A 22,819-nucleotide genomic window follows, 5' to 3' on the forward strand; every position below is an offset into this window, starting at 1 on the left:
TCAGCGGTGCTGCTGGGGGAAGTGACGGCGGTGCAGCGCATCCACCAGCGCCTGCGTCGCGGCGGTGTAGGCGACACGCGCCTCGGCCGCCGTCTCCTGCGCGCCCACCAGCGATGGGGTTTCCGGCGCGCTCTCCATGAGCGGGAAGTAGCCGTCCGGGACGGGCTCGCCCACCTGGCCGACCAGTCCGATGGGCCCCGAGCCGTGGCGACGGCGAAAGAGGACGGGCTCGCCGGGGATGCTCTTCTTGCCCTCGGCCAGCTCGTTGCCGAACTTCATCACCGGCGTGTTGCCCGTGCGAGACAGCTTGTAGATGGCGGCCACCTTGTCCCGGGTGAGCGGGCAGTCCATGGTCCGCGCGATGATGTGGCCGCCGTAGCCGTAGAACTGGGCCGACGGCTCCCAGCCCACCTGCCGCCGCAGCTCCTCGAACTCCCGCGTGGCCTCCGCGTCCAGTCCGTCCTCCAGGATGTTGACGGGCCGAATCCCCAGGTCCCGCGCCCGCGTCACCGCGTAGAGGTACTGGAGCTTCTTGTTGCCGGAGTCGAAGCGGATGGAGTCGTTGTTGCCGGGCTCCTCCTGGATGAGCTGGAAGGCCGCGGGGATTCCGGACGTGAGCGTGTCGAAGGTGTCCAGCAGGTAGCTGGAGCGCTGCGGCCGACGCTCGCGCATGGCCCGGAACGCGGCCTCATCCGAGCCATAGCGCTGGATGTGCTCGTGCCCCATGGTGCCCACGGGGACCATTCCCAGCTTCGCCGCCCCGTCCACGTTGGAGGTGCGCGTGACGCCCGCGTCCTTGCAGCTTCGCAACGCCACCTCGTGCTGCTCCAGACAGGTGGCCGCGCGCAGGCCCACCTCGAAGATGCGGGACGGGTCCTCGACGATGTCCACCAGCTCCTTGACGGTGGCGAAGACGCGCTTGGCGTAGCCCTCCGTGTCCACGGTGATGGGCACCGCCTTCACGCCCACCGAGTCGAGCGTCTCCAGCGCGATGGCCTTCTGCTCGTCGCACGTCACGGTGGCCAGCGCGCGAGCCAACGCGTCCCGGTCCGACAGCGCCAGGGTGGCGACCTGGATGCGGAAGTTGAGCTGGAGCAGCAGCGGCTCCACCCAGGACACCAGGGCAGACGGCCCTGTCAGCGTGAGGATGGGCTCGCGCGGGTAGAAGAGCGCGCCCTTGGGGATGGCGCGGATGCTGAGTTTTTCACGGCGGAGGATGGCCGCCTTGAACCCCACGCCCATCTCATAGTCGTACCGGCTGAGGTAGTCGTAGTCCTCCGACTTGGGCTCCGGGATGAGCGACTTGACGAAGGCCGCCACGTCGAGCGGCATCACCTGGAGACCACCCCGCCGGTGCGAGTAGTAGAACGTTTCCCGACGAAGCGGCCAGCCGGCCTCCGCCATGCTGAACTTGTAGCCATCCGTCGCGAGCAGCGAGGTCGACATTTTGGGGTCCTTCCTCCGATGCCGCGAAGAGTAAACGCGTCAGGGTTGCGTTTCCTATCCTCCCGTCGCGGATTCCCAGGGCATGACGTGAAAGCGGGGTTAAATGGAGGCGCATGCCTCGGGAGCCCACCAGACGCCTGCTGCTAGCGCTCGCCGCCAGCATGGGTGTGCATGGGCTCTTGTGGCTGCCCCTGGAGCGCGAGGAGCCGGTCCCGAGGCCCCCTCCGGCGTCCTCGCCGCCTGCCCTGGAATGGGTGGATGTGGAGGTCGCGGAGGCCCGTGTATCGCAGGCCACGCTGATGCCGGACGAGGGCCCGGTCGCCGACGCTGCCCAACGGGTGTCGCCAAAGCGTTCGGACAGCCCCCATGCGCCCCCTGCGCCCCGCACGGCCGCGAAGCACCGGGCTCCGTCGGGGCAGGCGCCGCCGGAGCGCGACACCGCACCCGCCCAAGCGGAGTCCCGGTCTGAGCGCCACATGGCCCCCCCCCACGTGAGTTCCCAGCCCGCCCACGACACGCAAGTCGCCCAAGCGGACGCGCGGCCTGAACGTCACGCGGAGGCCCTGGACTCAGCTCCGGCGCGGCCCCGCTTCGCGGACGCGCCCCTGGCGGGGACGCCCCCACGGACATGCCCCGCGCGGAGCCCGGCGCCAACGCCGTCTCAGGCTCGCGGCTGTTGCTCGCGGCCCGTCAGGTCACCGCGCTTTCAGGAACGCATCGCGATGTGGCGGCGGAGCTCGACGGCGGCGTGGACCCGCATGCGCCGCCTTCAGCCCAGCGCCTGGTGGAAGAGCTGGTCTCCGAAAGCGTGGGCCGAGGCCGGGTGGAACGTGGGCTCGTGCACCCGTATTACGGCCAGCTCGGCAAGGCGTTGATGAAGGCGTGGGACGCCGACCGCTCCGTGAAGGAGCACGGCCTCCAGGGCTACTTCGACATGGGCATGGAGCGCGGCCGCGCGTACTCGCGCATCTGGGTGGAGCGCGCGGCGGACTACGGCGCGTCGGGCTCGTTCGCCACGAAGAACGGCCCGGGCGAGGACCGGCGCAGGCCGCTCAGCACCGCCGGAGACCCCACGCTCAATGCCCGCCGCGAGATGCGCCAGCAGATGCGTCAGGAGTTCCGCACCACGCGCCGTGCCCTCATCCGCGTCGTCCAGGACGCGAAGGGCCAGCTCGTGGACGTGCACCTTCTGGAGCCCAGCCACCAGCCCGAGGTCGACAAGGAGGCCCTCAAGGACGTGCGCGCCATGGCGGAGAAGCTGCCCCCGCCGCCGGACGAGGCCGTGGGCGGCCGCTCGCGGCTCACCAGTGTCTGGGAGTTCGAGCTGCTCATCTCCATCAGCCCGCCCATCCCCACCTTCAGCTTCGAGTTCGACGAAGCGCTCGGCTTCATCGACACCCGCCTGCCGCTGGACCGCCGCATCTACAAGCGCGTGCGGCTGGTCGAGGTCCGCTGAGCCGGCTCAGGACGCGCGCGACTTGCGCGCCGCCTTCGTCTTGGCCTTCGCGGGCTTGGCGATCTTCGCCTCCACCGCCGCGCCGCGCGTACGGACAGCGCGCGCCTTCGTGGTGACCTGCGGGCCGTAGATGCGCTCGTAGTCCTTCATGCTGCGCTTGATGACCTCGAGCGCCTCCGGCTGGTCGTAGACCTCGGCGATCTCCACGCTGCGCTTCCCCTCACCGGGAATCTGCTTGTAGGTGAGGAAGTAGTGCTTGAGGCGGTCGAGCAGCGCGCGCGGAAGCTGCGCGAGGTGCTGCAGCTCGCCGTACACCAGGTCGGACTCCAGCACCGCGATGATCTTGTCGTCGGCCTCGTCGCCGTCGACCATGCGGAAGCCGCCAATGGGAATCGCGCGCACCAGCAGGTTGCCGCTGGAAATGACCTTCTCCGTCAGCACGCAGATGTCGATGGGGTCGCCGTCGCCCTTGATGTCCTTCAGGCCCGTGCGCTCGGCACAGCGCTTCGCCACCAGCTCGTCGCAGTACGTCTGCGGAATGAAGCCGTAGAGCGTGGGACACTGGCTGCTGAAGCGCTGCGGACGGTCCAGCTTGAGGATGCCGGACTCCTTGTCCAGCTCGTACTTCACCGCGTCCGTGGGGACGATTTCGATGTACGCGGTGACGATTTCGGGGGCGTCCTCACCCGGGGTGATGCCGTGCCACGGGTGCGCCTGGGATGTGGTCTGGATTGGCTTCTTCATGGCGTGTCTCCCGAGCGCTTGCAGGCCTCGGCATAGAGTTCTGCGACCGCGTCCTCCAACTGGCGCGTGAGCGCGTCGCGGTCCTGCATCGTCAGGCCCTGGGTGGGGATGGGCTTTCCCACCACCAGCGCCACGCGCTGTCCCCACCGCACGGCCCGGCCCCCCTTGGGAAGAATGAGGCGCGTCCCGGACACGGCCAGGGGAACCACCGGAACGCCCGCCTGGATGGCCAGCGTCGCGGCTCCCTTCTTGAACGGCCGCAGCCGCCCATCCGTGCTGCGCGTGCCTTCCGCGAAGAAGAGCACGCTCACCCGTTCCCGCAGCGCCGTGACGGCTTCCGACAGGCGGGCCCTGTCTCCCGCACCACCGGTGCGCTCCACCGGGATGTTGCCTGCGCGCCGGAGCGCGGGCCCGAACAGGGGGATGCGGAACAGCTCCGCCTTCGCCACGTAACGCGTGTGCTTGCGAATGTGGGCGAAGTTCACCAGCGCGTCGTAGTGCGACTGGTGGTTGCTCACGAAGACGACGTGGGTGTCGGTGGGGACGTTCTCGACGCCTACGGCCTCGTGCCGCACCCCCGCGGATGCCAGCAGCGAGCGCGCCCACAGCACCAGCACGCCGTCCGCGTCCTTGGCGTCGCGCAGCGACAGCGCCGACACCACGGGAGACAGCACACCGGTGATGCCCACCGCCGCCGTTCCAGCAAAGGCCGTCTGCAGGAGCTTGCGAATCAAACGAACTCGTGGGCGGGGAAAAGGAGCACGTCCGAGATGCGCTGGACCCCGAGCAGCAGCATCAGGATTCTATCGAGCCCGACGGCGATGCCCGCCGAGGGTGGCATTCGCCCTACCGCGTCAAGGAACCGCTCGTCCAGAGGATACACGGCCCGGCCCAGTTGGCGCCTGAGCTCCTGTTCTTCTGTCAATCGTGCCCGCTGTTCCACGGGGTCCGTCAGCTCGGAAAACCCGTTCGCCAGCTCCAAACCCTTGGCGTACAACTCCACCCGCTCCGCCACCGCCGCGTCACCGGGCTTCAGCCGGGACAGCGCCGCCATGGACGCCGGGTACTCCATGAGGAAGGTGGGCCGCTCGTGGCCCAAGCCGGTCTCCACCTTCTGGAGGAAGAGGTGGAAGAAGACGTCGTCGAACGTCTCCGCGTTCCCGGTGCGCACCCCGGCCGCCTCCGCCGCCCGCTTCAATGACGGGCCGTCCGAATGCTGGCGGATGTCCACGCCGGTGGCGCGCAGCACCGCGTCACGCACCGTCAACCGCTCGTAGGGGGTGCGGGTGAAGAAGAGCGGGTCCGCCCCGGGCTCCCCTTCCGTCGCGCCGCGGCCGGCCTCCGCCAGCGCCCCTTCCAGGTCATCCATGATGGCGTGGTAGTCCGCGTGAGGCCGGTAGAACTCCAGCATCGTGAATTCCGGATTATGGGTCGGGGACACCTCCCCATTCCGGAACACCTTGCACAGCTGGAACAACGGCCCGGCCCCGTCCGCGAGCAGCCGCTTCATGGCGTACTCGGGGCTGGAGTGCAGGTAGAGCGTCCGCGCGGAGCCCACATCGGTCTCCGGGATGAAGCCGGCCTCGAACGCGTTGATGTGCGGCTCCATCCCCGGCGCGGGGACGAGCAGCGGCGTCTCCACCTCCAGGTAGCCGTGGGCGGCGAAGAAACGTCGCAGGGCGGAGTAGAGGGACTGGCGTCCCCGGGCGGCCCGCCATTGAGAAAGATTGGGCATGGGCAGCGCGCAAGTAACATGAGGAGCCACATGCACCCAAGGATTCCCCTGCTGCTGGCCTTCGCCTGCTGCCTCACCGCCTGCCCCAAGGGCCCGCCCGCCGATGGCCGGCAGGTCCTATCCGAGAAGCAGCAGCTCGAGGCGGATGTCAGCGCCATGTCCTCGAAGGCTGAAACCCTCCTCGAAGCCCAGAGCCGCCTGGTGTGGGAATTCTGGACGGAGGGCCGCCACGTGGACGTCGCCGCCACCTACGCCGGCCAGGAAGCGCTCTTCACCATCGAGAACATCCGCAGAATCGACCGGCTGCGCCAGCTCACGGACGACGCCCGCGAGGTGCGCGCCCTCACCGCGCTGCACTCGCACTTCGCCGGTGAGTACCTGTCCCACGCGCTGGCCGAGTTCAACGACGCGGCGGCCAATCTGGAAGCGTCTCTCACCTTCCCCGTGGACGGGAAGGACGTGCGCTACCGGGACCTGGAGCGGCTGCTCGCCAACGAGCGCACGGCGGCGCGGCGCCGGGCCCTGTACGCCGCGGCCACGCCCGCGATTGAACGCCTCAACCAGACGCTGCGCCGCCGCGAGGAGCGCGCGGACGAGCTGGTGCGGGAGCTGGGCTTCGCCTCCTACGAGGCCTTCGGCAGCGAGCTGCGGCAGTCGGACCTGGGACGGCTGAGCGTGCTGGCGGAGGAAATCCTCCAGGCCACGCAGGCCCCCTACCGCGTGGTGATGGAGCGGCTGAGCCAGCGCGAGCTGGGCATGGCGTTCAAGGATATCACCCGCGCGGACATCCCCCGCCTGTTCCGCTCGCGCGAGGTGGAGGACGCCTTCCCCAAGGGCGAGTCCCTGCTCAAGGCCCACGGGACGCTGGCGGGCATGGGCCTGGACCTGGGTGAGCTGCCCCACGTCACCATCGACGCGCGGGACGTGAAGGCCAAGAGCTCACGCCCCCTGGCGCTGGCGGTGCGCGTGCCCTCCGACGTGCGCATCTCCTTCAAGCCGGGCACGGGCGTGCTGCACCAGGCACGCGTGCTCCACGAGTTCGGCCACGCGCTGCACGCGGCCTTCACCACGGAGACGCGCTTCGAACTGGCGCGCCTGGGCAACCCCACCGTGGGCGAGGCCTACTCCGCCCTCTTCGAGGACCTGGCCGAAGACCCGGTGTGGCTGGAGGAGCACGCGGGCGTCAGCGGCGAGCAGCGCGCGCAGTACCTGGCCGCGTCCAGCGCGCACAAGCTGTTCCTCATCCGCCATGCCGCGGGCCGGCTGCTCTACCAGTTGGAGCTGCACCGCCGCGTCGAGGCCGACCCGAAGGCGCTGTACCGCGAAATCATGTCGCGCACCGACGACATCCCGATGACGGACGAGGACACCGAGCGCTACCTCGTGGACCAGGAGGACTTCTTTCAGTCCGCGGACAGCTTCCGCGCCTGGTTCCTGGCGGGTCAGCTCCAGGCGCAGCTGAAGGCGCGATTCGGCCCCGCGTGGTGGCGCACGTCGCAGGCGGGCGAGTTCCTCAAGACGCTGTGGGCCAAGGGCAACGCGATGTCCGCGCGCGAGGTGGCCCAGGCGATTGGTGAGAAGGGCATCGAGCCGGACGTGCTGCTGCTGCGGCTGGGCACCACGCTCCAGGTGCCCATGAAGCTCAACCTCGAAGGCGTGGAGGACGCCATCCTCCCCGCCGCGCCGGGGCTGGAGGACTTCACCCAGCCCCCGCCCGCGCCGGGGCTGGAGGACTTCAGCGCGCCCCCCGCCCCGCCCGCTCCCTAGAAGGGACCGAAGCTCGCTTCCAGGTGCTGGCGCACATGCGTGGGCCGCTGCGTGGCGTAGTCGCGCATCGCGTCCACGTAGTATCGCCACGACTCCACGGACACTGGATAGCCCCAACGCTCGATGTGCGCGGGAATCTCCGCGGCGACCAGGTCGGTGAGCGACTCCAGGTGTGCCGTCACGCGCTCCTCGCGGAAGGTGTTGTCCAGGTGCCATTGGAAGCGCGACACGAAGCGGCTCTTGAAGTCCGCGTTCGTCAGCAGCTTACGGATGAGCAGCACAGACCACTCCGGGAGCGTTTCATCCGTCAGCACCCGGGCCAGTGAGTCGTAATCCGCGTCGCCGAGGAAGGCCCCGTCCAAATCGTAGAGCAGCCAACGCCAGCGGCCGTCCTTCGCGACGGGCCCCTCAGCATCTGGCTCCACGTACCGCCAGAACTTGACGTTGTTGTGGGGCCAGTCGAGGTTCGCGAAGAAGATCTCCGCGATTTGATAGTCGATGAAGTCGTCCACATCCATCATCGACTCCACGTGGGACAGGTTCTCCGGCAACGAGAGGTCGTTGTTCCGGACGAAGTCCAGCAGCGCCAGGTAGTGCGACTCGTCGCCCTCCTCGCCAGTGTCGAGCACCCCGTCCAGCTCCAGGATGGCCACCTTCTTGCGGTCAATGCCGTGGCGCGACGAGAGGTAGTACTCGTCATACCGCTCGCGCAGCTCGTGCAGGCCCCAGTACTCGCCGTTGATGTACAAGACGGTGGGGCGGCAAGCCTGCAGGTGCAGCGCCGTCTCCCGCAGCAGTCCCTGGAGCGCGCAGTCGCGAATCTTGGAATACAGCAGGTCCTGTCCCGACGTGCGGACGATGAGCCGCGTGTACTCGTCCAGTGTCTCATCGGGGAACACCGCCGCACGGAACGTCTTCGGCCCATAGTCCTCCTTCGCATACAGGCGCAGGCTCTTGTGCGGCAGCGACGCGCTGCCCGAGCCGTGGATGCGCACGCCCGCCCCCTGCGAAATCACCGGCTGGCCGTTCACCTCGAACCACTCCACGTGGAGGGGGCGCTCCCAGTCCTTGCCGCTCTGGTGATAGTTGCCGTTGCCCCACATCCAGTCCGGCCTGGGGTCCTCCGCGTGGATCCGCCCGGGGACATAGATGCCGTGCTCGAAGCCGAAGAAGTGCTCCGCGTCCACCGTCAGCGACATCACCGGCAACGGGCCATGTGACTTGTCGATGAGATAGCTCCGCGTGCCGGAGGCGCCCACGGGCGTGGCGTCCTGGAACTGCTGGAACCGCACCACGGCGGCGCGGCCCACCGGCCCGCGAGGCGGCAGCCATCGCCACTCCACCGGCGTCTCCGGCGGATTCGTGGGGATGAGGGACAGGGGCGCGGGCTCGCCCTGTGAACGCATCAGGACCAACGGCGAGGTGTAGATGGGCGAGTTGGCCGTCGGCGTCGAGCCATCCAGCGTGTAGCGCGTCGTCGCGGACTCGCTCGTGGGCAGCGTCAGCAGGGACGGGGGCTGGTAGAGCGCGTGCGGCGTGGCGAAATCCAACGGCTGGAGCGCCAGCGACGCGCGGGCCGGAGTGCCCGAGCCGTCATGGGCCACCACCTCGATGGAGTGCATCGCCGCGCCGGGCAGCCATTGGATGCTCCACTGGTCACCATTCACCTCGGCCCAGCCGAGCAGCACGCCGTCCACGTGGACTTCCACGGCCCTGATGTCGCCCTGTCCCTGGATGGTGCCCCGCAGAAGGCCAGACGCGTTGTCCATGCCATCGATGGACACGTACGGAACGGACTGCTCTTCCCGCGGATTCTCAATGGGCGGAACGACCGGCGCCGGCGGAACATCCTCACGGCAGGCGGGCAGTGAAATCGCGAGCGCCAATAGCGCCGTGCTGGACTTGTAGCGAAAGGTCCTCAATGCCTTGTCTCCCTGGGAACCAACAGCCAGCATGGCTGGCACGGGGACGTCCGGCCCACAGGGATACGCACACCCTGCGATACGTCCCACACACGCCCGTGCACGGCGCGCGCCTTCTGAGCCCCCAGGTAGGGCGCCCTGAAACGCACACCGCACGACGACCGCGGCGCCCGCTATGTAGCGCAGGGAACGTTTGAGGTCCATCCAGCCCCAGTGCATGTCGGGGAAAACACGAGAGCCCCCGCCCGGTGTCGGACGGAGGCTCTGGGTACCGCAGGGGCACACGAAGGGAACTACAGGAGCTTCATCAGCTCCGCGCGCTTCGCATTGTACTCCTCGTCACTGAGGACGCCCGCGTCCTTCAGCTCCTTGATTTCCTTCAGGCGCTGCGCGGGGCTGCGCGTGTCCGCCGGGGCGCCGCGGGCGCGGGCTCCGGAGGCCGCTGCTGGTGCTGCTGCTGGTTCATGAACTGCTGGGCCATGCCAAAGCCCATGCCCATGCCCATGCCGCCCAGCGCGTTGCCCGCGCCACCGCCGCCGTTACCGCCCTTGGCCATGCCCTCGGCCGCGCCGAGCATCGCCTGGCCCTGCGCGTACTGCTGGAAGCCACCGGCCAGACGCGAGTACGCCACGTCCTTGCCCAGCTTCTTCAGCGTCGCCTCGTCCTCTTCCTTGATGGAGACGTGGAAGTTGCCCATCCGCACCACGGTGAGGCCGTAGCCGTCCACGTGGGGCTTGAGCCCGGAGATGACCTCGGTCTCGATCTCCTCGGTGTACGCGCCGCTCGTCACGTCGAGCAGCGGCCAGCGCTTCTTGACGAGCAGCTCCGCGATGCGGTCGCGCGTCACCTTCAGCACCTGGTTCTTGAACCAGCCGAGCAGCTCGTCGTTGCCGGTGCGGCCCATGCCCACCAGGCCCACCACCAGGCGCTCAGGGTCCGTCACACGGATGGAGAAGTCGCCGTACACCATGGTGCCGATGCCCAGGCCCGTCTCCGGGTCGCGCACGTCACCGATGGGGCCGCCGAACTTCACGCCGGCGAACTCCCGGGTGGAAACGAAGAAGATTTCGGAGATGAAGAGGTTGCCGCCCGTGAAGCCTTCGATGAGGCGGGACAGGAACGGGATGTTGTTCGTGTCCAGTGAGTGACGGCCGGGCCCCAGCTTGCCCTCCACCTTGCCGTCCTTCACGAAGAGGGCGACCTCGTCCGCATCGACGGTGAGCTGGGTCAGCATCCGGACGTTGTTCTCCGGATACTTGTAGATGATGTCGCCCTTCGCCGAGTCCGCCCGGGCGATGAAGTTGCGCTTCGTCTCACCCTTGATGCTGTCGAAGATACCCATTGCCGTCAGCGCCTCCGTGGCCGCGTTGGCAGCCGGTCAACCCGCGCCGCCACCCCAACCCTTTTAAGAGCATGGCATCCCGGACGAAAGCGCGCGCGCTCCCGTACCGGCACCTGCTCGCAACATGCCAGTTTCACTGGCGAAAGCCTAGCCGCTCGGCAGGCCGGATGCCCTGGAAAGCGACGGCCGGCGTCTGCGCTAGCCCCAGCGGCTCACCAGCCGCTCGCGGTCCAACAGGCGGATACTGGCCCACAGCAGGAGGGCGTCCAGCACCAGCACCACCGCGCCCTGGAGCAGGTAGTAGCCGAAGCCCGCCTTGAGCACGCCCGCCACCTGCCCACCCACCATGCCCACGATGGGCAGCACCACCAGCGCGGACAACTGCTGGGCCATGCGCGCCTCGCTCACCCGGGCGGAGATGAGCACCGCCACCCCGTTGCCGAAGAAGGCGAACAGCGGCGCGATGACGAACACGCCGAAGGTCCACAGCGCGTTGGGCATCAGCGGCATCTTCACCAGCGGCCACGCGACGATGTCCACGCCCACGCAGAACAGGACGAACGCCGTCCACGTAATCGCCACGGACGGCACCAATGCCGCCAGGCTCTTGCCCGTCACCAGCTCCGCCGCCGTCACGGGCGAAGCCAGGAGCGGCTCCAGCGTGCGCCGCTCCTTCTCCCCCGCCACGCTCTGGGACGCGATGAGGATGGGCACGAACACCGGCATCACCAGGAACATGCCGAACCAGTCGGTGAGCGTCTTGTCGATGAGGAAGCGCGCGGCGCTGGCGCCCAACGGCAACGTGGGGTCGTAGAAGAGCGCCACGCTGCGCAGGTCCGCGTGGTCCGGCGTGCGCACGTACGTCCACACCACGCCAATGGGCACCAGCACCATGACGGCCGGGAGCACCATCATGGACACCAGCAGGCCCACGTTCTTTCGCAGGTCCAGGAAGTCCTTCCAGAAGACCGCCAGGGCCCGCTTCGGACGGAACGCCATGGGCTACCCCCTCCCCTCGCGCAGCAGCTCCAGATAGACCTCTTCCAGGGGACGCTGCGTGGGCACCGCGCTGTGCACCCGCGCGCCCGCTCCCACCAGGCACGCCACCACGTCGGGCGCCTGCGCATCGTCCGCCAGCATCACGCGCAGCTTCGGCCCTTCGGCCAGCACGTTGGGCGCGAAGGGCAGCTGGGCCAGCGCGACACAAAAGCGCTCCGCCTCCCCTCCACGCGCACCTCCAGCGCCTGCCCCGCGTGCCGCAGCTCGCGGACCGGGCCCATGGCCAGCAGGCGGCGCTTCACCACCGCCACGCGCTCACACAGGCGCTCCACCTCCGCCAGGTTGTGCGAGCACAAGACGATGGTGCGCCCCTCCGACGCCAGCTCCGCCACGGCGTCGCGCACGGTGCGCGCCGACTCCGGGTCCAAGCCGCTGGTGGGCTCGTCCAGGAAGATGACCTTCGGGTCGTGCACCAGCGTCCGGACGATGGCCAGCTTCTGCCGCATCCCCTTGGAGAAGCCGCCCACCGGCTCCTCCTCGCGCCCACCCAGCCCGAAGCGCTCCAGGTAGTGCCGGGCCCGAGGCCGGCCGCGGCTTCGTCCAGCTCATGCAGCTTCATGAAGAAGCGCAGGTTCTCCCGCGCGGTGAGCCTGTCGTAGAGGCCGGGCTGCTCGGTGAGCAGGCCCACCACCTTGCGCAGCGGCTCGCCGTCGCGGTCCACCCGGTGGCCCCACACGGTGGCCTCGCCCTCGGTGGGCTGAAGCAGCCCCGTGAGCATGCGCACCGTGGTCGTCTTCCCCGCGCCGTTGGGCCCCAGCAGGCCGAATACCTCGCCGGGCCGCACGTGGAAGGACAACGCCTCCACGGCCACCCGGTCTCCGAAGCGCTTGCCCAGGTCCTGGACGTGGATGCCGCTCAATCGATGGTCACCAGGACGAACTTGTTGTTGATGTCGCGGTCCACCGGCGTGACGACCTTGTCCGAGCCCACCGCGGTGCGCAGCAGGTTGAGCCGGTTGTGCTCCACCAGGGCCCACTCACGCCCCGGCCGCTGCGCCAGGGCGCGCATGCGCGCGTTCGCGTCCGACACGCGGTACTGCTCCACTGTGTTCTGCGAGTAGAACGTCTCGCCGCGCCAGTTCATCATGTACGCGACGATGGGCTCGCCCGCCTGACGCTGCGCGTAGTAGCGCCAGAAGAGGTCGCGCTGCGTCCAGTGGTGGGACAGGTCCACCCAGTGGTTCCAGTTGAACCAGAGGGCCATGCCCGCCGCGAGCCCCCAGAAGGTGCCGAACAGCATCGCCCGCGCCCGCATCAGCGATGCCACCACCGCCATGCCGCCCGCCACCGCGAAGGTGAAGCCCAGCGTCTTCTTGACGTTGACGGGCTCCGACAGCGCCTTGAGCAGCGAGTCCTCCGCCGCCGGCTGGCGGAAGCCCCGCACCGCGAACGCGATGCCCACCACCGCCAGCACGCCGGCCAGTGTCTGGAGCGACGCGCGGCCTTCCGCGCCCGGCCGCATGGACTCCCACGCCAGATAGCCCGCCACCGCCAGCACCGCCACGCCCACGAGCGCCTTGGCGGACACCTGGGCCTGGGCGCTCACCGCGCCCAGCGTCGCCACGCCGCCCAGGAGCAGCATCAGCGCCACGGCGCGCGCGCTCGGCGTCGTCCGGGCCCGCCCCTTCGCGGAGAAGGCATCGAAGGACAGGTAGACGCCGAAGGCCAGCAGCACCAGCGTCACCAGATCTCCCGTCCACAGCGGGCGCGAGGTGAAGAACGCGATGGGCTTCGTCACCAGGTCCTGCGGATAGGTCCGGTCGTAGTTGTAGACGAACAGGTCGGTGAAGATCTTCGGGTTCTCCGCGATATTCTTCCCCACCAGGACGAAGAGCATGAACCCGAAGATGAGGCTCACCGCGTGCGCGGAGATGCCCTCCTCCCACAGCCGGTCGATGAAGAGCGCCAGGAGGACGGCCACGCCCGGCAGCACCGGGAAGACGTAGTGGTGGAACTTGGTGGCGCTGGACGACAGCAGCCAGAAGGAGAAGGCCACCCACAGCACCGCGATGATGGCCAGGTGGTCCGCCGCCTTCTCCGAGCGCAGCTTCAGCCGCGCCACCACCGCGAAGGCGCCGGGCAGCAGCGCCACCCAGGGGAAGATGGCGAAGCCACCCTGCTCGATGAAGTAGATGAACGTGCCGCCCGGCGTGGTGGTGTGCACGCCCGCCGTGAGGCGGTTGAGGTGGTCGTGGACGAAGAAGCGGTACCAGAAGAGCTTGCCCTCATCGTCCACGGAGCCGAAGAGGGACAGCGTCAGGTACCAGGGGCCCGCCACCGCGAAGAACACCAGGATGCCCGTGCCCAGGTGCATCTTGAACATCTGCCCCCACAGCACGGGCATGGGCTGACGGCCCTCGCGCACGTCCTTGCGGAAGCGGGACTGCGTGAGCCACTTCAGGTGCGCGTCCAGGCTGTCGCTGTCCCAGGGGATGACGGACAGGGCCGCGTACAGCACCAGGATGACGGCGGGCAGGCCCACGCCCAGCAGGCCCTTGGCCAGCGCGGACAGGCCGGCGAAGAAATAGAAGCCGTACCACCAGGCGGCGCGGTGCTTCGTCGTCGCATCCAGTTGGCCGATGAGCGCGCACGCCATGGCGCAGATGAAGGTGGTGACGAAGGGCGTGTCCGTCACCGTCTGCCGCGTGAGCAGGAAGTACAGCGGCATCGTGGCCAGCACGAAGCCGGTGGCCAATCCCGCGCGCCGGGACACCACGCGCGCCACCGCCAGTGACAGCAGCGCCACCGCGGTGATGCTCAGGAGCGCGAAGGGCATCCGCATGCCCCACTCCGTATAGCGGCCCAGCATCCCACCCGGGTTCGCCGCGCCCACCACGTTCATGCCCAGCGCCTGCATCCACATCGTGAGCGGCGGCTTGGAGAAGAACCACGAGTTTTCCCAGAAGGGGTACACGTAGTCCTGGCGGACAATCATCATCCGCGCGACTTCGCCGTAGTGCGTCTCCCAGGGGTCCCAGAGCCCCACCGCGCCCAGGTAGGGAAGGAAGAGCAGGGCCGCGAAGCCCGCCGTGGCCGTCACGACGCGCAGACTGAGGGACAGCTCCAGCCACCGCTTCGCCCACTTCGCCTGGAAGAAGTCCTTGCCGAGGATGGCCTCGACGAAGGTCTGCTCCCGCTGCTGTTCGACTTCGCTCTCCACGGACTGAGGCTCCTTGAGTCGTTCCGGGCGGTGGGCGGCCCACCCTCGGCAGGACGCGGCGTTATATCCCCGCGGCCCCCTCTGGTCGACCACCGCCAACGGCCGCTGCCGTGAGCCTGACTGCGCGCCGCTGTGCAGGGGGATGTACACGACAGGGCCGTCAACCCCGCGAAAGCACGGCTCCTCGGCAGAGGCACGGCGCTTGAAACGCCCGGGGCCGGCGGTGCTTCCCGAGGCCGACGGGACGTGGCCGCCGAGGAGACATCATGCTCGCCCCCGCAGTGTCCCTGGCTTGCGCCCTCTTGCTCGCGCAGCCAGGGAACGAGGCCCCCGTCCTTCAGCCGCCCACCACCCCGTTTCCGGTCCAGACATGGCACGCCCCCACGGTGTGCTTGCGGCTGCCGCCGACGAAGGACGTTCCCTCCGGCGAGTGGCGGGCCCAGTGTGACGACACCGCCCAGGTGTGCCGGGTGTCCCCGTTGAGGGAGCTGGACGCCGAGGGCGTGGAGACGGACCGGCTGCAAGCGCGGGTGACGACCTGCTCCATCCCGTTCGATGAGGAAACGGCGGAGCGGGTGAAGGGCTATCGAATGGAGCCGGCCCGCGCGGCGGCCCCACCCGGCTGGTACCGCGACGAGCGCGGGCGGGTGATGCAGTTCAACTTCGACCTGAACCGGCGCGTCTGGCTCGGAGGTGCCTGGACGCCCCTATGGCATGACGGACAGGTGCAGGGCCGCATGCGCGCCGACTTCGGCATCGCGGTGGAGGCACCGTCCCACCGGGGGAAGCGGCTGCACCGGCTCCGCTTCCTGGAGACGGAGCTGCACCTGGGCGTGCCCTCGCTCGACCTGACGGCGGCGCGTTACGACTTCAGCGTCGAGCGCGACGACCCGCTCTTCCGCGTGACGACCTTCTTCGGCGAGCCGCGACGACATGACCTCCACCTCAACCTGGGCTTGTGGATGGAGACGCTCCGCGTGGAGGAGCTCGAACGCGGCGGCGAAGTGGGGCGCTTCCTCACCTGGGGCGCGCTCCACGCCACGGTGGACCTGTGGCATTCGAAGGACCTGGTGTCCTACGTGCGCGTGCGCGCCGGTCCCTCCTTCGAGCGGGACTCTGCGAATGGCTTCAACACCTTCGTCCCCGGCGCGGCGCTCGAAGCAGACCTGACGCTGGACCGAAACGGCTTCCACCACCTGCGGCTGGGGGTGGAGGCGGAGAAGGTGTTGCTGGCCCCGGCCGTCGCGGGCCGCCCGCTGAGGCCGGAGCGGCTGCGGCTCCAGGCCGGCTACGAGGTCATCATCCTGGCCATCAACGACCAGCCGCTGAGCCTGCTCGTGGATGGCCGCGGCATGAAGCGTGGCGACATCGCGGGCGTCCCCGAGCAGTGGGAATGGTCCGCGTCCGCGGGCCTGCGCTTCTCCCTCTGGGCTCCCGCGCGTCGCTCCGCGCCCATGGCCACGTCCGTGAAGGAGTAGGCCTCCATGCTGATGCTCGGACTGGCGCTGCTGCTGGCCACCGCCGCGGACGTGCCGCGGGGCGTGCCCGATGACGACGCCTGCGTGGCCCTGGACGAACGCCGTGAGCGCTACCCCATCTGCTTCGACCCCGGCGACGGCTTCGTGGTGGGCACTCGCGCGCGGCTCAGCGGCTCGGCGATGGCGCAGGCGGTGCGCACGGGCGTGCACATCCGAAGCGGACGCAGCAGCCGGAGCAAGGGCTCGCCCTGGTTCAACAACCACCGGCTGCTCGGTCTGGAGGCATGGGATGGCGAGCAGCGTGGGCTCACCTTCACGGCGTATGACGGGACGCTGCGCCGGCACCTGGAGGAAGGCTTCATCCTGGTGCCCACGGCGCGGCCGGCGCGCATTCCCTTCCCCTTCGACGTGACGGTGGCGCTGCGACTGGGGCACCTGGAGCGCCGCGTCTGGGAGGGCCCCGGTTGGACCTTGGAAACGGGACGGCTGGGCCTGCTGCTGGACCCGATGCGCGCGGAGACGGAGCGGGTGTGGTTCGGCGTGGGGCCCGTCGCCGGGCACGCAGTGCGGCGTTCCCGGGAGGGCGTCTCGCACACGGTGGCGCCCTTCACCGAGCTGATGTTCGACGCGGGCCTGGAGTCACGGGACGGCTTGTGGGCCCTGCGCGCATCGGGGCTCGCGGGCTGGAGCATCGGAATCGAGCATGGGCTGTACTTCCGCGCCAGGACGGACGTGGGCCTGGAGCGCGTCGTGCTCGCGGTGGCGGACCAGCCTGTGGTGCTCCAGGTGAGCGGGGCCTATGTCCACCGGGACGCGGGGCTGGACCGGCGCAGTGAGTGGACCGCGAACGTCGGGCTCGCGGTCCGAGTTTTCGGTGCCCGATGATGCGAACAACGACTTCCTGCTCAAGGACGAGGACTGAAGCCCGGCGCCCGGGCGCTCCCCCAAGGAGCGCCCGGCGCTGCCTCACTTCGACTCTGTCGGCGTGACGGCGCCGTTCAACACGTTCACGAGCGTCGCCCCCAGCGCCACAGGCGGGTAAGGCACCGCGGAGAGAACGGAGGTCGCCGAGTCGATGACCGCGTGCGCCTTCTGCGACGGCGTGGACGTCGGGTTGGTGAACACGTCCCGCGTGTTGGACAACGAGGACAGCGTGCTGAAGACGTTCAGGAACGGCACGGCCTTGCCCACCGTCTTCGCGACGGTCGTCGAGGGCATCGACGAAGGCATGTTGCCTTGCAGCCCATCCTTGATGACGCGGACGCCTGACTCGAAAGTGTCCGCCACGTTGATGGCGTTGTTCGCCGTGCCGGACATGCTGCCCACCTGACTCATCACCGACTGCGGCGGCGTCTGGACCTGCTCCACTGTCCCGCTCTTGCCTCCCACGCTCTTCGCGCCGGTCGCTCCGAGCTGAAGTGCGTTGACGGTCCGGTCCCCGATTTCCACCCCGGTGGCGCCCAGATTGACGGGCGGCTTGCTGGGCGAAACGGTCGGCTTTCCAAAAATCCTCGTCATGGTATCCCCCCTCTGCGTGTGCCTTCGGCCTACATTGGGGTTATCTGCGATGATTCTCGGGAGTTTCGCCTACACTTTCCGACCTGATTTTCAGGGGTGCGGCGCGGCCTCCAGCACCGTCCTCAGCGCGAGCTCCGCCGCGCGCAGCCGGGCATCCTGAGGGTCCACCCGGCGCGCTTCCACCAGGCGCTCCAAGGCCCGCGAGACGTTGCCGCGTGACAGCTCACAGCGCACGCCGGCCTCCAGCGCGCCTGTGTCCCAAGGCCCGTACACCCGCGCCTCCGCGGCGGCGTGACACCCTTCCTCCACCCGCGATGCCTCCAGGAGCGCGCGCGCCAGCTCGACACGCGTCTCCACATGAGCGGGCGCCAACCGCACGGACTCGCTCAACGGCGCCACGGCTTCCTTGGGAAGGCCCAGGCGGCGCAGCACTCCGCCCAATGCACGCAGCGGTCCCGGCGCCCCCGGAACGAGCAGCGCTTTGGCCCGCGCCTCGCGCAGGACGGACGGCTCGTCGAAGCGCACCTCCGTCACCATCCGGTCCACCACCGCGCGGTAGGCGGGGTACGCCGCGGGCCGGTGAACACCAGCCGGTACACCCACTCCCCTCGTGGCACGAAGAGCGCCATCAGATGAGTGGGCCCCCTGGCCCCTCCAACTCCGCATGCAGCCGCTGCGCGCTCCGCCCGCCCACGCGCGCCGCCACCGGCCCCGTCACCTTCAGCGTCCGCCCCTCGGGGCTCGGAGCGCCCTGCACCAGCACCTCTTGCTGGAACTGCCGCGCCTGGACCGAGCCGTCTCCTGGCTCTCCCGCCTCGATGGCCTCCGCCGAGAACGTCGCGCGGCCACGCCCCGGCAGTCCGTTGGAGAAGGCCCGCCGGCCCTGCCCGTCCACGTCACCCCGCCAGTCGCGCGGCAGGGCCACGGAGAGGCCAAAGCCGTCATCCCGCTCCGTGCGCCAGACGGAGCGCTCCGCCACCACGCCCCCCGTCACCACCACCGCCGCCGCCACCATCCCCACCGGGCGCAGCCAGCCTGTGTCCGGGTGCCAGCGCGGCTCCAGGAAGACGCCCGCCAGCAGCCCCGCGAGCAATCCGCCCAGGTGCCCCGCGTTGTCCACGCCCACCGACGTCCACCCCATCCATAGGAAGACGAGCACCGTGGGCACCGCGGCCTCGCTGGACATCCACCGCGCCGGCAGCTTCGCCCGGTGACGCCGGCCCAGGACGAGCAGCGCACCGACGCAGGCGTACACGAGCCCAGAAGCCCCCACGCTCACCCCCGGAGTTGCCGAGCGAGCCCGCCATGGTGGCCAGCCCCGCCGCCACCAGCAGCGCCGCGTAGTCCCGGCGCCGGCACAGCCGCTCCAGGCCGCTTCCCGCCGCCAACAGCACCAGGACATTGAGCGCCAGGTGGGGGAAGTCCCGGTGAAGGAAGTGGGCGGTGACGAGCCGCCAGACCTGGCCCGCGTCCACCACCAGAGGCCCCGCCTTCGCGCCCCACCGCAGCAGGGTGTCCAGCCCCACCGGCCCCGCGGCTCGCGCCGCGCCGTGGATGCCCACCAGCACGGTGGCGAGGATCAACGTGAGCCAGGGCGCCCCCCCAAGTCGCATTCCACCGGCCGATTGACCGATGGACAACAACCTCGGCTGCCCCTCTTCCTCGGGAGAAAGTCGTGTCTTTTGAGGGGGATACATGGCTTGTACAGGGAAAGGCCGTTCTGCTATGACTGTACGCGGATCGGACCCGTGCTGAAGCTCATCATCGAAGACGACGAGGGGCGCAAGACCGTTGTTCCTTTCGTGCGTGACGAGATCACCATCGGCCGTCAGGAGGGAAACACCATCCGCCTGACGGAACGGAATGTGTCTCGCCGTCACGCACGATTGGTGCGACTCAATGGCCACGTCGTAGTGGAAGACCTGGGTAGCTATAACGGCACCCGGATCAACGGCGAGCGAATCGCGGGTCAGTCGCCCCTGAAAGAGGGTGACCTGGTCCAGATTGGCGACTACGACCTCGCGCTCCAAGCGGAGGGCGCGGCCAACGCCGTAGGCCCCATCACCACCAAAGTGCCCGCCCGCCGGCCGGAGCCCGAGCCGGAGGAGGACGACTCCGACGACGAGCCGGAGGAGAGCGAGCACACCCCGCCCTCCCTCAGCGCCGCGGACGCGCGCCGTCACTCCACCTCCATCATCCGGTTGGACCAGGTGGAGGCGGATCGGCCACGCAAGGTGGTGGACGTGCCCGCCGAGGACGCTCCCCGCCTGCTCGTGCTGTCCCCGGACGAGCTCAAGGGCCAGGAGTTCGCCTGCATCCGCACGGAGCTGCGGATCGGCCGCACCGACGACAACGACATCACCTTGGATCATCGGTCGCTGTCGCGCACCCACGCCAAGCTCGTCCGCGAGGACGCGGGCGAGTGGCGCGTCATCGACATGCAGTCCGCCAACGGGATGACGGTCAACGGTGAGAGCTACGCACAGGCCACGCTCGCCACCGGTGACATCATCGAACTGGGGCACGTGAAGCTCCGCTTCGTCAACGCCGGTGACGCGTCGGACGACGTGGCCGCGGGTGGCGGCTCGCGCTCGAAGCTGCCCCTGGTGGCGAGCCTCGCGGCCCTGCTGCTCGGCGGAGGTGGCGGAGCCTTCTGGTACATGAACCAGCAGGGCGCCCAGCCGACGGCGCCTCCCGTCATCGCGCAGACGCCCACGCCCCCTCTGGACGAGGATCCGCAGCCGACCATCGAGGAACAGGCCGCGGCCAACGACACCCCGCCCACGACGGCAACGGCGGCGGCGCAGACGCCTGAAACGCCTCCGCCCCCGCGTGGTCCCTCCATGGAGGAGCAGCGCGCCGTCGCTGACAAGGCGATTGCGGCGCGAGACTTCGACACGGCCGTGGACGCGCTGGAGCGCATCAAGGACGCCAACGGCCAGCGCCCCCGTGACGTGGAGACCCGGCTCGACGAGGCGCGCGCCGAGCAGTTGATGAAGCGGCGGCTCGACGACGTCCGCAAGGCCCTGGGCGACGGCAAGCTGCCGGAGGCCGAGGAAGCCCTGCGCGAGAGCGCCGCCACCAAGGCGTTCGCCAAGGAGTACGCGGCGCTGAAGACGCAGGTCGCCGAGGCCCAGAAGAAGGCGGCTCCCCCGCCGCGGTTCCCACCTCCGGCACGGAGAAGGCGCCGCCCGCCGCGCAGTCCGCGGCGGCCAAGGCCCAGGCGGACGGCTTCGAGCACATCAAGGGACTGCGCTACCGGCAGGCCATCGAGCAGCTGAACAAGTGCCTCGACCTGGAACCCACCCGCGCCGAGTGCCACCTCTACCTCGGGTCCGCCTACGCGAACGACAACCAGCCCGAGAAGGGCGCGGTTCACTACAAGCGATTCCTGGAACTTGCGCCCAATCACGCGTACTACGAGCGCGTGAAGGGTTTGGTCGAGAGTTACGAGAATCCCAAGAAGTAGTGGTCTGCCGGAATCACCCTCGCCCCCCGGGGGTATTCCGGTCCCATGGCACTGAACTGCAGCGAGGAGACGCTGTGCAGATTCGCATCCTGGTAGTTGATGATGAGCAGGACAACTGCGACTACCTCAAGCTGGTCCTGACCCGTGAAGGCTACGAGGTCGTGACCACGACGGACCCCACCCAGACGGTGGAAATCCTCCGGGGCTCCGACTTCCACCTCGTCATCCTCGACATGATGATGCCGCAGATGTCGGGCACCGAGGTGCTGGAGCAGATTCGCAAGTACGACACGGACGTGGCCGTCATCGTCGCCACCGCGTACCCCACGGTGGACACGGCGGTGGCCTCGCTCAAGGCGCAGGCTTCCGACTACGTCAAGAAGCCCATGGAGCCGGAGCAGTTCATCACCGCGGTCCGCAACGCCCTCCAGAAGAAGGGCTTGTCCCAGGACCCGGAGGCGGACCTGCACCGCGCCATTGGCCGCACCATCCGCGACGCACGCAAGACGCAGGAGCTCACGCTCAAGCAGTTGGCGCGGCGCACGGGCCTGTCGGTGTCGCTGCTGTCGCAGATTGAGCGCGCGGAGTCCTCCGCCTCCATCTCCTCGCTGTACAAGATTGCCTCGGCGCTACAGCTGCGCATGGGCGAGCTCTTCGGCGATACCTGATGTCGCCGTGGGAGTGCCCCGCCGGCCGCCCTGACTAGCGGCCGGAGAAGCGGGGCGGGCGCTTTTCAAGGAAGGCCGCCCGCCCCTCCTTCGCGTCCTCGCTCCCGAAGGCCGCCGCGCGCAAACCGCGCAGCCGCGCCCGGTCAGCCTCTTCCAACGGGGCCCGAGCCAGACGCCCGAAGGACTCCTTCATCCCCGACACCGCTAGCGGTGCATGGCTCGCCAGGGTGGCGCATAGCGCCACCGCGCGCGTCTCCGCGTCCGCCAGGCAGTCATCCAGCAGCCCCCAGTCCAGCGCCTCCCGCGCGCTCAGCTTCCGCGCAGCCAGGAAGAGCTGCTTGGCGCGCGCCACGCCCACCAGCCGCGCGGCCCGGGCAAGCCCCTCCGGGGAGTAGACGATGCCCAGCTTCGCGGGAGGCATGAGGAAGACGGCGTTGGGCGTGCCGATGCGGAAGTCGCACGAGGCCGCCAGGTCGAAGCCGGCACCCACCGCGGGGCCCTCCACCAGCGCCACACTGGGCGCGGGGTGGGACTCCAGCTTCAGCAGGCACTCCACCAGCAAGTCATCCGGCAGCCGTCCGCCCGCGCCCGGGGGCCCAGGTGCGTCAAGTCATAGCCGGAACAGAAAGCCCCGCCCGCGCCGCGCACCAGCAAGGCGCGCACATGCGGGGCGGGCTCCAGCGCCGCGTCCAGCCGCGCCAGAAGGCCGTCATCGAGCGCATTGCGGCGGGCCGGGTTGGACAGCGTCAGCACCCGGACCCCGTCGTCGCGGTCCTCGACGTTCAGCGAAGCGCCTGTCGCGACGACGGGCTCCACTGCTAGCCGAGCACCACGAGGACATCGCCCTCGTTGACCGACTGCGCCTCCTTCACCCGAATCTCCTTCACCGTCCCGCCATCCTCTGCCTCGACGGGCATCTCCATCTTCATGGATTCGAGGATGACGAGCGTGTCGCCCGCGTTGACCTGCTGGCCGACCTGAACCTCAATCTTCCACACCGTGCCGGTGATGTGCGCCGCTACGTCCGCCATGAATCCGTGCCTCCTCAGGGGTGGT

The 22,819-nt window shown here is 69.3% G+C and carries 17 protein-coding genes and 4 pseudogenes; 6 read left to right on the plus strand and 15 right to left on the minus strand.

Annotated elements, in window-relative coordinates:
• Complete coding sequence (locus tag QEG98_RS30175) at positions 1-1,446, minus strand: nicotinate phosphoribosyltransferase (RefSeq protein ID WP_316563779.1); 1,446 nt, start codon at positions 1,444-1,446, stop codon at positions 1-3.
• Between the two features lie 628 nt (positions 1,447-2,074).
• Here QEG98_RS30175 and QEG98_RS30180 point away from each other — a divergent pair.
• On the plus strand, positions 2,075-2,902 hold the full coding sequence (locus tag QEG98_RS30180) for an energy transducer TonB (protein ID WP_316563780.1): 828 nt from the start codon (positions 2,075-2,077) through the stop codon (positions 2,900-2,902).
• Between the two features lie 6 nt (positions 2,903-2,908).
• Here QEG98_RS30180 and QEG98_RS30185 read toward each other — a convergent pair whose 3' ends face one another.
• The 3 genes from QEG98_RS30185 to epmA are packed head-to-tail and all read right to left on the minus strand — an operon-like array spanning position 2,909 to position 5,381.
• Positions 2,909-3,646 carry an inorganic pyrophosphatase gene (locus tag QEG98_RS30185; RefSeq protein WP_011555531.1) on the minus strand — a complete coding sequence of 246 codons (738 nt, stop codon included), beginning with the start codon at positions 3,644-3,646 and terminating at the stop codon, positions 2,909-2,911.
• A complete protein-coding gene (locus QEG98_RS30190; RefSeq protein ID WP_316563781.1) occupies positions 3,643-4,380 on the minus strand; it encodes a lysophospholipid acyltransferase family protein in 738 nt (245 codons plus the stop codon). Before QEG98_RS30190 ends, QEG98_RS30185 begins: the two co-directional genes overlap by 4 nt.
• On the minus strand, positions 4,377-5,381 hold the full coding sequence (epmA, locus tag QEG98_RS30195; protein ID WP_090490170.1) for an EF-P lysine aminoacylase EpmA: 1,005 nt from the start codon (positions 5,379-5,381) through the stop codon (positions 4,377-4,379). Before epmA ends, QEG98_RS30190 begins: the two co-directional genes overlap by 4 nt.
• Before the next feature lie 30 nt (positions 5,382-5,411).
• On the opposite strand from epmA, the gene QEG98_RS30200 reads away from it, so the two are divergent.
• A complete protein-coding gene (locus QEG98_RS30200) occupies positions 5,412-7,148 on the plus strand; it encodes a chromosome segregation protein SMC (protein WP_316563782.1) in 1,737 nt (578 codons plus the stop codon).
• On the opposite strand, the gene QEG98_RS30205 is transcribed toward QEG98_RS30200, so the two are convergent.
• The 5 genes and pseudogenes from QEG98_RS30205 to QEG98_RS30225 all read right to left on the minus strand — a co-directional run bounded on the left by QEG98_RS30205 (position 7,145) and on the right by QEG98_RS30225 (position 14,630).
• Positions 7,145-8,917, minus strand: a complete 1,773-nt coding sequence (locus QEG98_RS30205; protein ID WP_316563783.1) for a CotH kinase family protein — start codon at positions 8,915-8,917, stop codon at positions 7,145-7,147. The genes QEG98_RS30200 and QEG98_RS30205 overlap by 4 nt on opposite strands.
• A 446-nt stretch (positions 8,918-9,363) precedes the next feature.
• Positions 9,364-10,412: pseudogene (locus QEG98_RS30210) on the minus strand (SPFH domain-containing protein).
• A 198-nt stretch (positions 10,413-10,610) separates the two neighbouring features.
• Entirely contained in the window at positions 10,611-11,411 is an 801-nt protein-coding gene (locus QEG98_RS30215; RefSeq protein WP_011555537.1) for an ABC transporter permease subunit, read from the minus strand.
• A gap of 3 nt (positions 11,412-11,414) precedes the next feature.
• Positions 11,415-12,330 (minus strand): annotated as a pseudogene (locus tag QEG98_RS30220) (ABC transporter ATP-binding protein).
• Complete coding sequence (locus tag QEG98_RS30225) at positions 12,327-14,630, minus strand: ArnT family glycosyltransferase (protein ID WP_316563784.1); 2,304 nt, start codon at positions 14,628-14,630, stop codon at positions 12,327-12,329. The pseudogene QEG98_RS30220 and the gene QEG98_RS30225 overlap by 4 nt, the downstream one beginning before the upstream one ends.
• Positions 14,631-14,896: 266 nt before the next feature.
• Between QEG98_RS30225 and QEG98_RS30230 the strand changes: the two genes are divergently transcribed.
• A complete protein-coding gene (locus QEG98_RS30230; RefSeq protein WP_316563785.1) occupies positions 14,897-16,108 on the plus strand; it encodes a hypothetical protein in 1,212 nt (403 codons plus the stop codon).
• A 6-nt stretch (positions 16,109-16,114) separates the two neighbouring features.
• Entirely contained in the window at positions 16,115-16,993 is an 879-nt protein-coding gene (locus QEG98_RS30235; protein WP_316563786.1) for a hypothetical protein, read from the plus strand.
• A gap of 81 nt (positions 16,994-17,074) precedes the next feature.
• Here the strand turns inward: QEG98_RS30235 and QEG98_RS30240 are convergent, their stop codons facing one another.
• From QEG98_RS30240 to QEG98_RS30255, 4 genes and pseudogenes are all read right to left on the minus strand, one after another.
• Complete coding sequence (locus tag QEG98_RS30240; RefSeq protein ID WP_316563787.1) at positions 17,075-17,626, minus strand: hypothetical protein; 552 nt, start codon at positions 17,624-17,626, stop codon at positions 17,075-17,077.
• Positions 17,627-17,716: 90 nt separating this feature from the next.
• Positions 17,717-18,229, minus strand: coding sequence for a hypothetical protein (locus tag QEG98_RS30245; RefSeq protein ID WP_316563788.1), 513 nt, complete (start codon positions 18,227-18,229; stop codon positions 17,717-17,719).
• Positions 18,230-18,254: 25 nt separating this feature from the next.
• Positions 18,255-18,881 (minus strand): rhomboid family intramembrane serine protease, encoded by a 627-nt coding sequence (locus QEG98_RS30250; RefSeq protein ID WP_316563789.1) that lies wholly within the window; start codon positions 18,879-18,881, stop codon positions 18,255-18,257.
• A 100-nt stretch (positions 18,882-18,981) separates the two neighbouring features.
• Positions 18,982-19,323, minus strand: a pseudogene (locus tag QEG98_RS30255) (rhomboid family intramembrane serine protease); the annotation flags it as partial.
• A gap of 51 nt (positions 19,324-19,374) precedes the next feature.
• Here QEG98_RS30255 and QEG98_RS30260 point away from each other — a divergent pair.
• Positions 19,375-20,907 (plus strand): FHA domain-containing protein, encoded by a 1,533-nt coding sequence (locus tag QEG98_RS30260; RefSeq protein ID WP_316563790.1) that lies wholly within the window; start codon positions 19,375-19,377, stop codon positions 20,905-20,907.
• A gap of 262 nt (positions 20,908-21,169) precedes the next feature.
• Positions 21,170-21,763: a response regulator gene (locus QEG98_RS30265; RefSeq protein WP_002634367.1), complete on the plus strand. Its 594-nt coding sequence runs from the start codon at positions 21,170-21,172 to the stop codon at positions 21,761-21,763.
• A gap of 34 nt (positions 21,764-21,797) precedes the next feature.
• Here the strand turns inward: QEG98_RS30265 and QEG98_RS30270 are convergent.
• Positions 21,798-22,579: pseudogene (locus QEG98_RS30270) on the minus strand (enoyl-CoA hydratase/isomerase family protein).
• Between the two features lie 2 nt (positions 22,580-22,581).
• Positions 22,582-22,794 carry a biotin/lipoyl-binding carrier protein gene (locus QEG98_RS30275; protein ID WP_011555548.1) on the minus strand — a complete coding sequence of 71 codons (213 nt, stop codon included), beginning with the start codon at positions 22,792-22,794 and terminating at the stop codon, positions 22,582-22,584.
• Between the last annotated feature and the right edge of the window lie 25 nt (positions 22,795-22,819).

The sequence above is a fragment of the Myxococcus sp. MxC21-1 genome, assembly GCF_032612255.1.
Taxonomy (GTDB): Bacteria; Myxococcota; Myxococcia; order Myxococcales; family Myxococcaceae; genus Myxococcus; species Myxococcus virescens.

Bases quoted from the DNA above. Each gene is read 5' to 3' on its own strand.
- QEG98_RS30175 (WP_316563779.1), bottom strand. From the start codon at position 1,446: ATGTCGACCTCGCTGCTCGCGACGGATGGCTACAAGTTCAGCATGGCG.
- QEG98_RS30180 (WP_316563780.1), top strand. From the start codon at position 2,075: ATGCCCCGCGCGGAGCCCGGCGCCAACGCCGTCTCAGGCTCGCGGCTG.
- QEG98_RS30185 (WP_011555531.1), bottom strand. From the start codon at position 3,646: ATGAAGAAGCCAATCCAGACCACATCCCAGGCGCACCCGTGGCACGGC.
- epmA (WP_090490170.1), bottom strand. From the start codon at position 5,381: ATGCCCAATCTTTCTCAATGGCGGGCCGCCCGGGGACGCCAGTCCCTC.
- QEG98_RS30200 (WP_316563782.1), top strand. From the start codon at position 5,412: ATGCACCCAAGGATTCCCCTGCTGCTGGCCTTCGCCTGCTGCCTCACC.
- QEG98_RS30205 (WP_316563783.1), bottom strand. From the start codon at position 8,917: ATGGACAACGCGTCTGGCCTTCTGCGGGGCACCATCCAGGGACAGGGC.
- QEG98_RS30215 (WP_011555537.1), bottom strand. From the start codon at position 11,411: ATGGCGTTCCGTCCGAAGCGGGCCCTGGCGGTCTTCTGGAAGGACTTC.
- QEG98_RS30230 (WP_316563785.1), top strand. From the start codon at position 14,897: ATGCTCGCCCCCGCAGTGTCCCTGGCTTGCGCCCTCTTGCTCGCGCAG.
- QEG98_RS30235 (WP_316563786.1), top strand. From the start codon at position 16,115: ATGCTGATGCTCGGACTGGCGCTGCTGCTGGCCACCGCCGCGGACGTG.
- QEG98_RS30240 (WP_316563787.1), bottom strand. From the start codon at position 17,626: ATGACGAGGATTTTTGGAAAGCCGACCGTTTCGCCCAGCAAGCCGCCC.
- QEG98_RS30275 (WP_011555548.1), bottom strand. From the start codon at position 22,794: ATGGCGGACGTAGCGGCGCACATCACCGGCACGGTGTGGAAGATTGAG.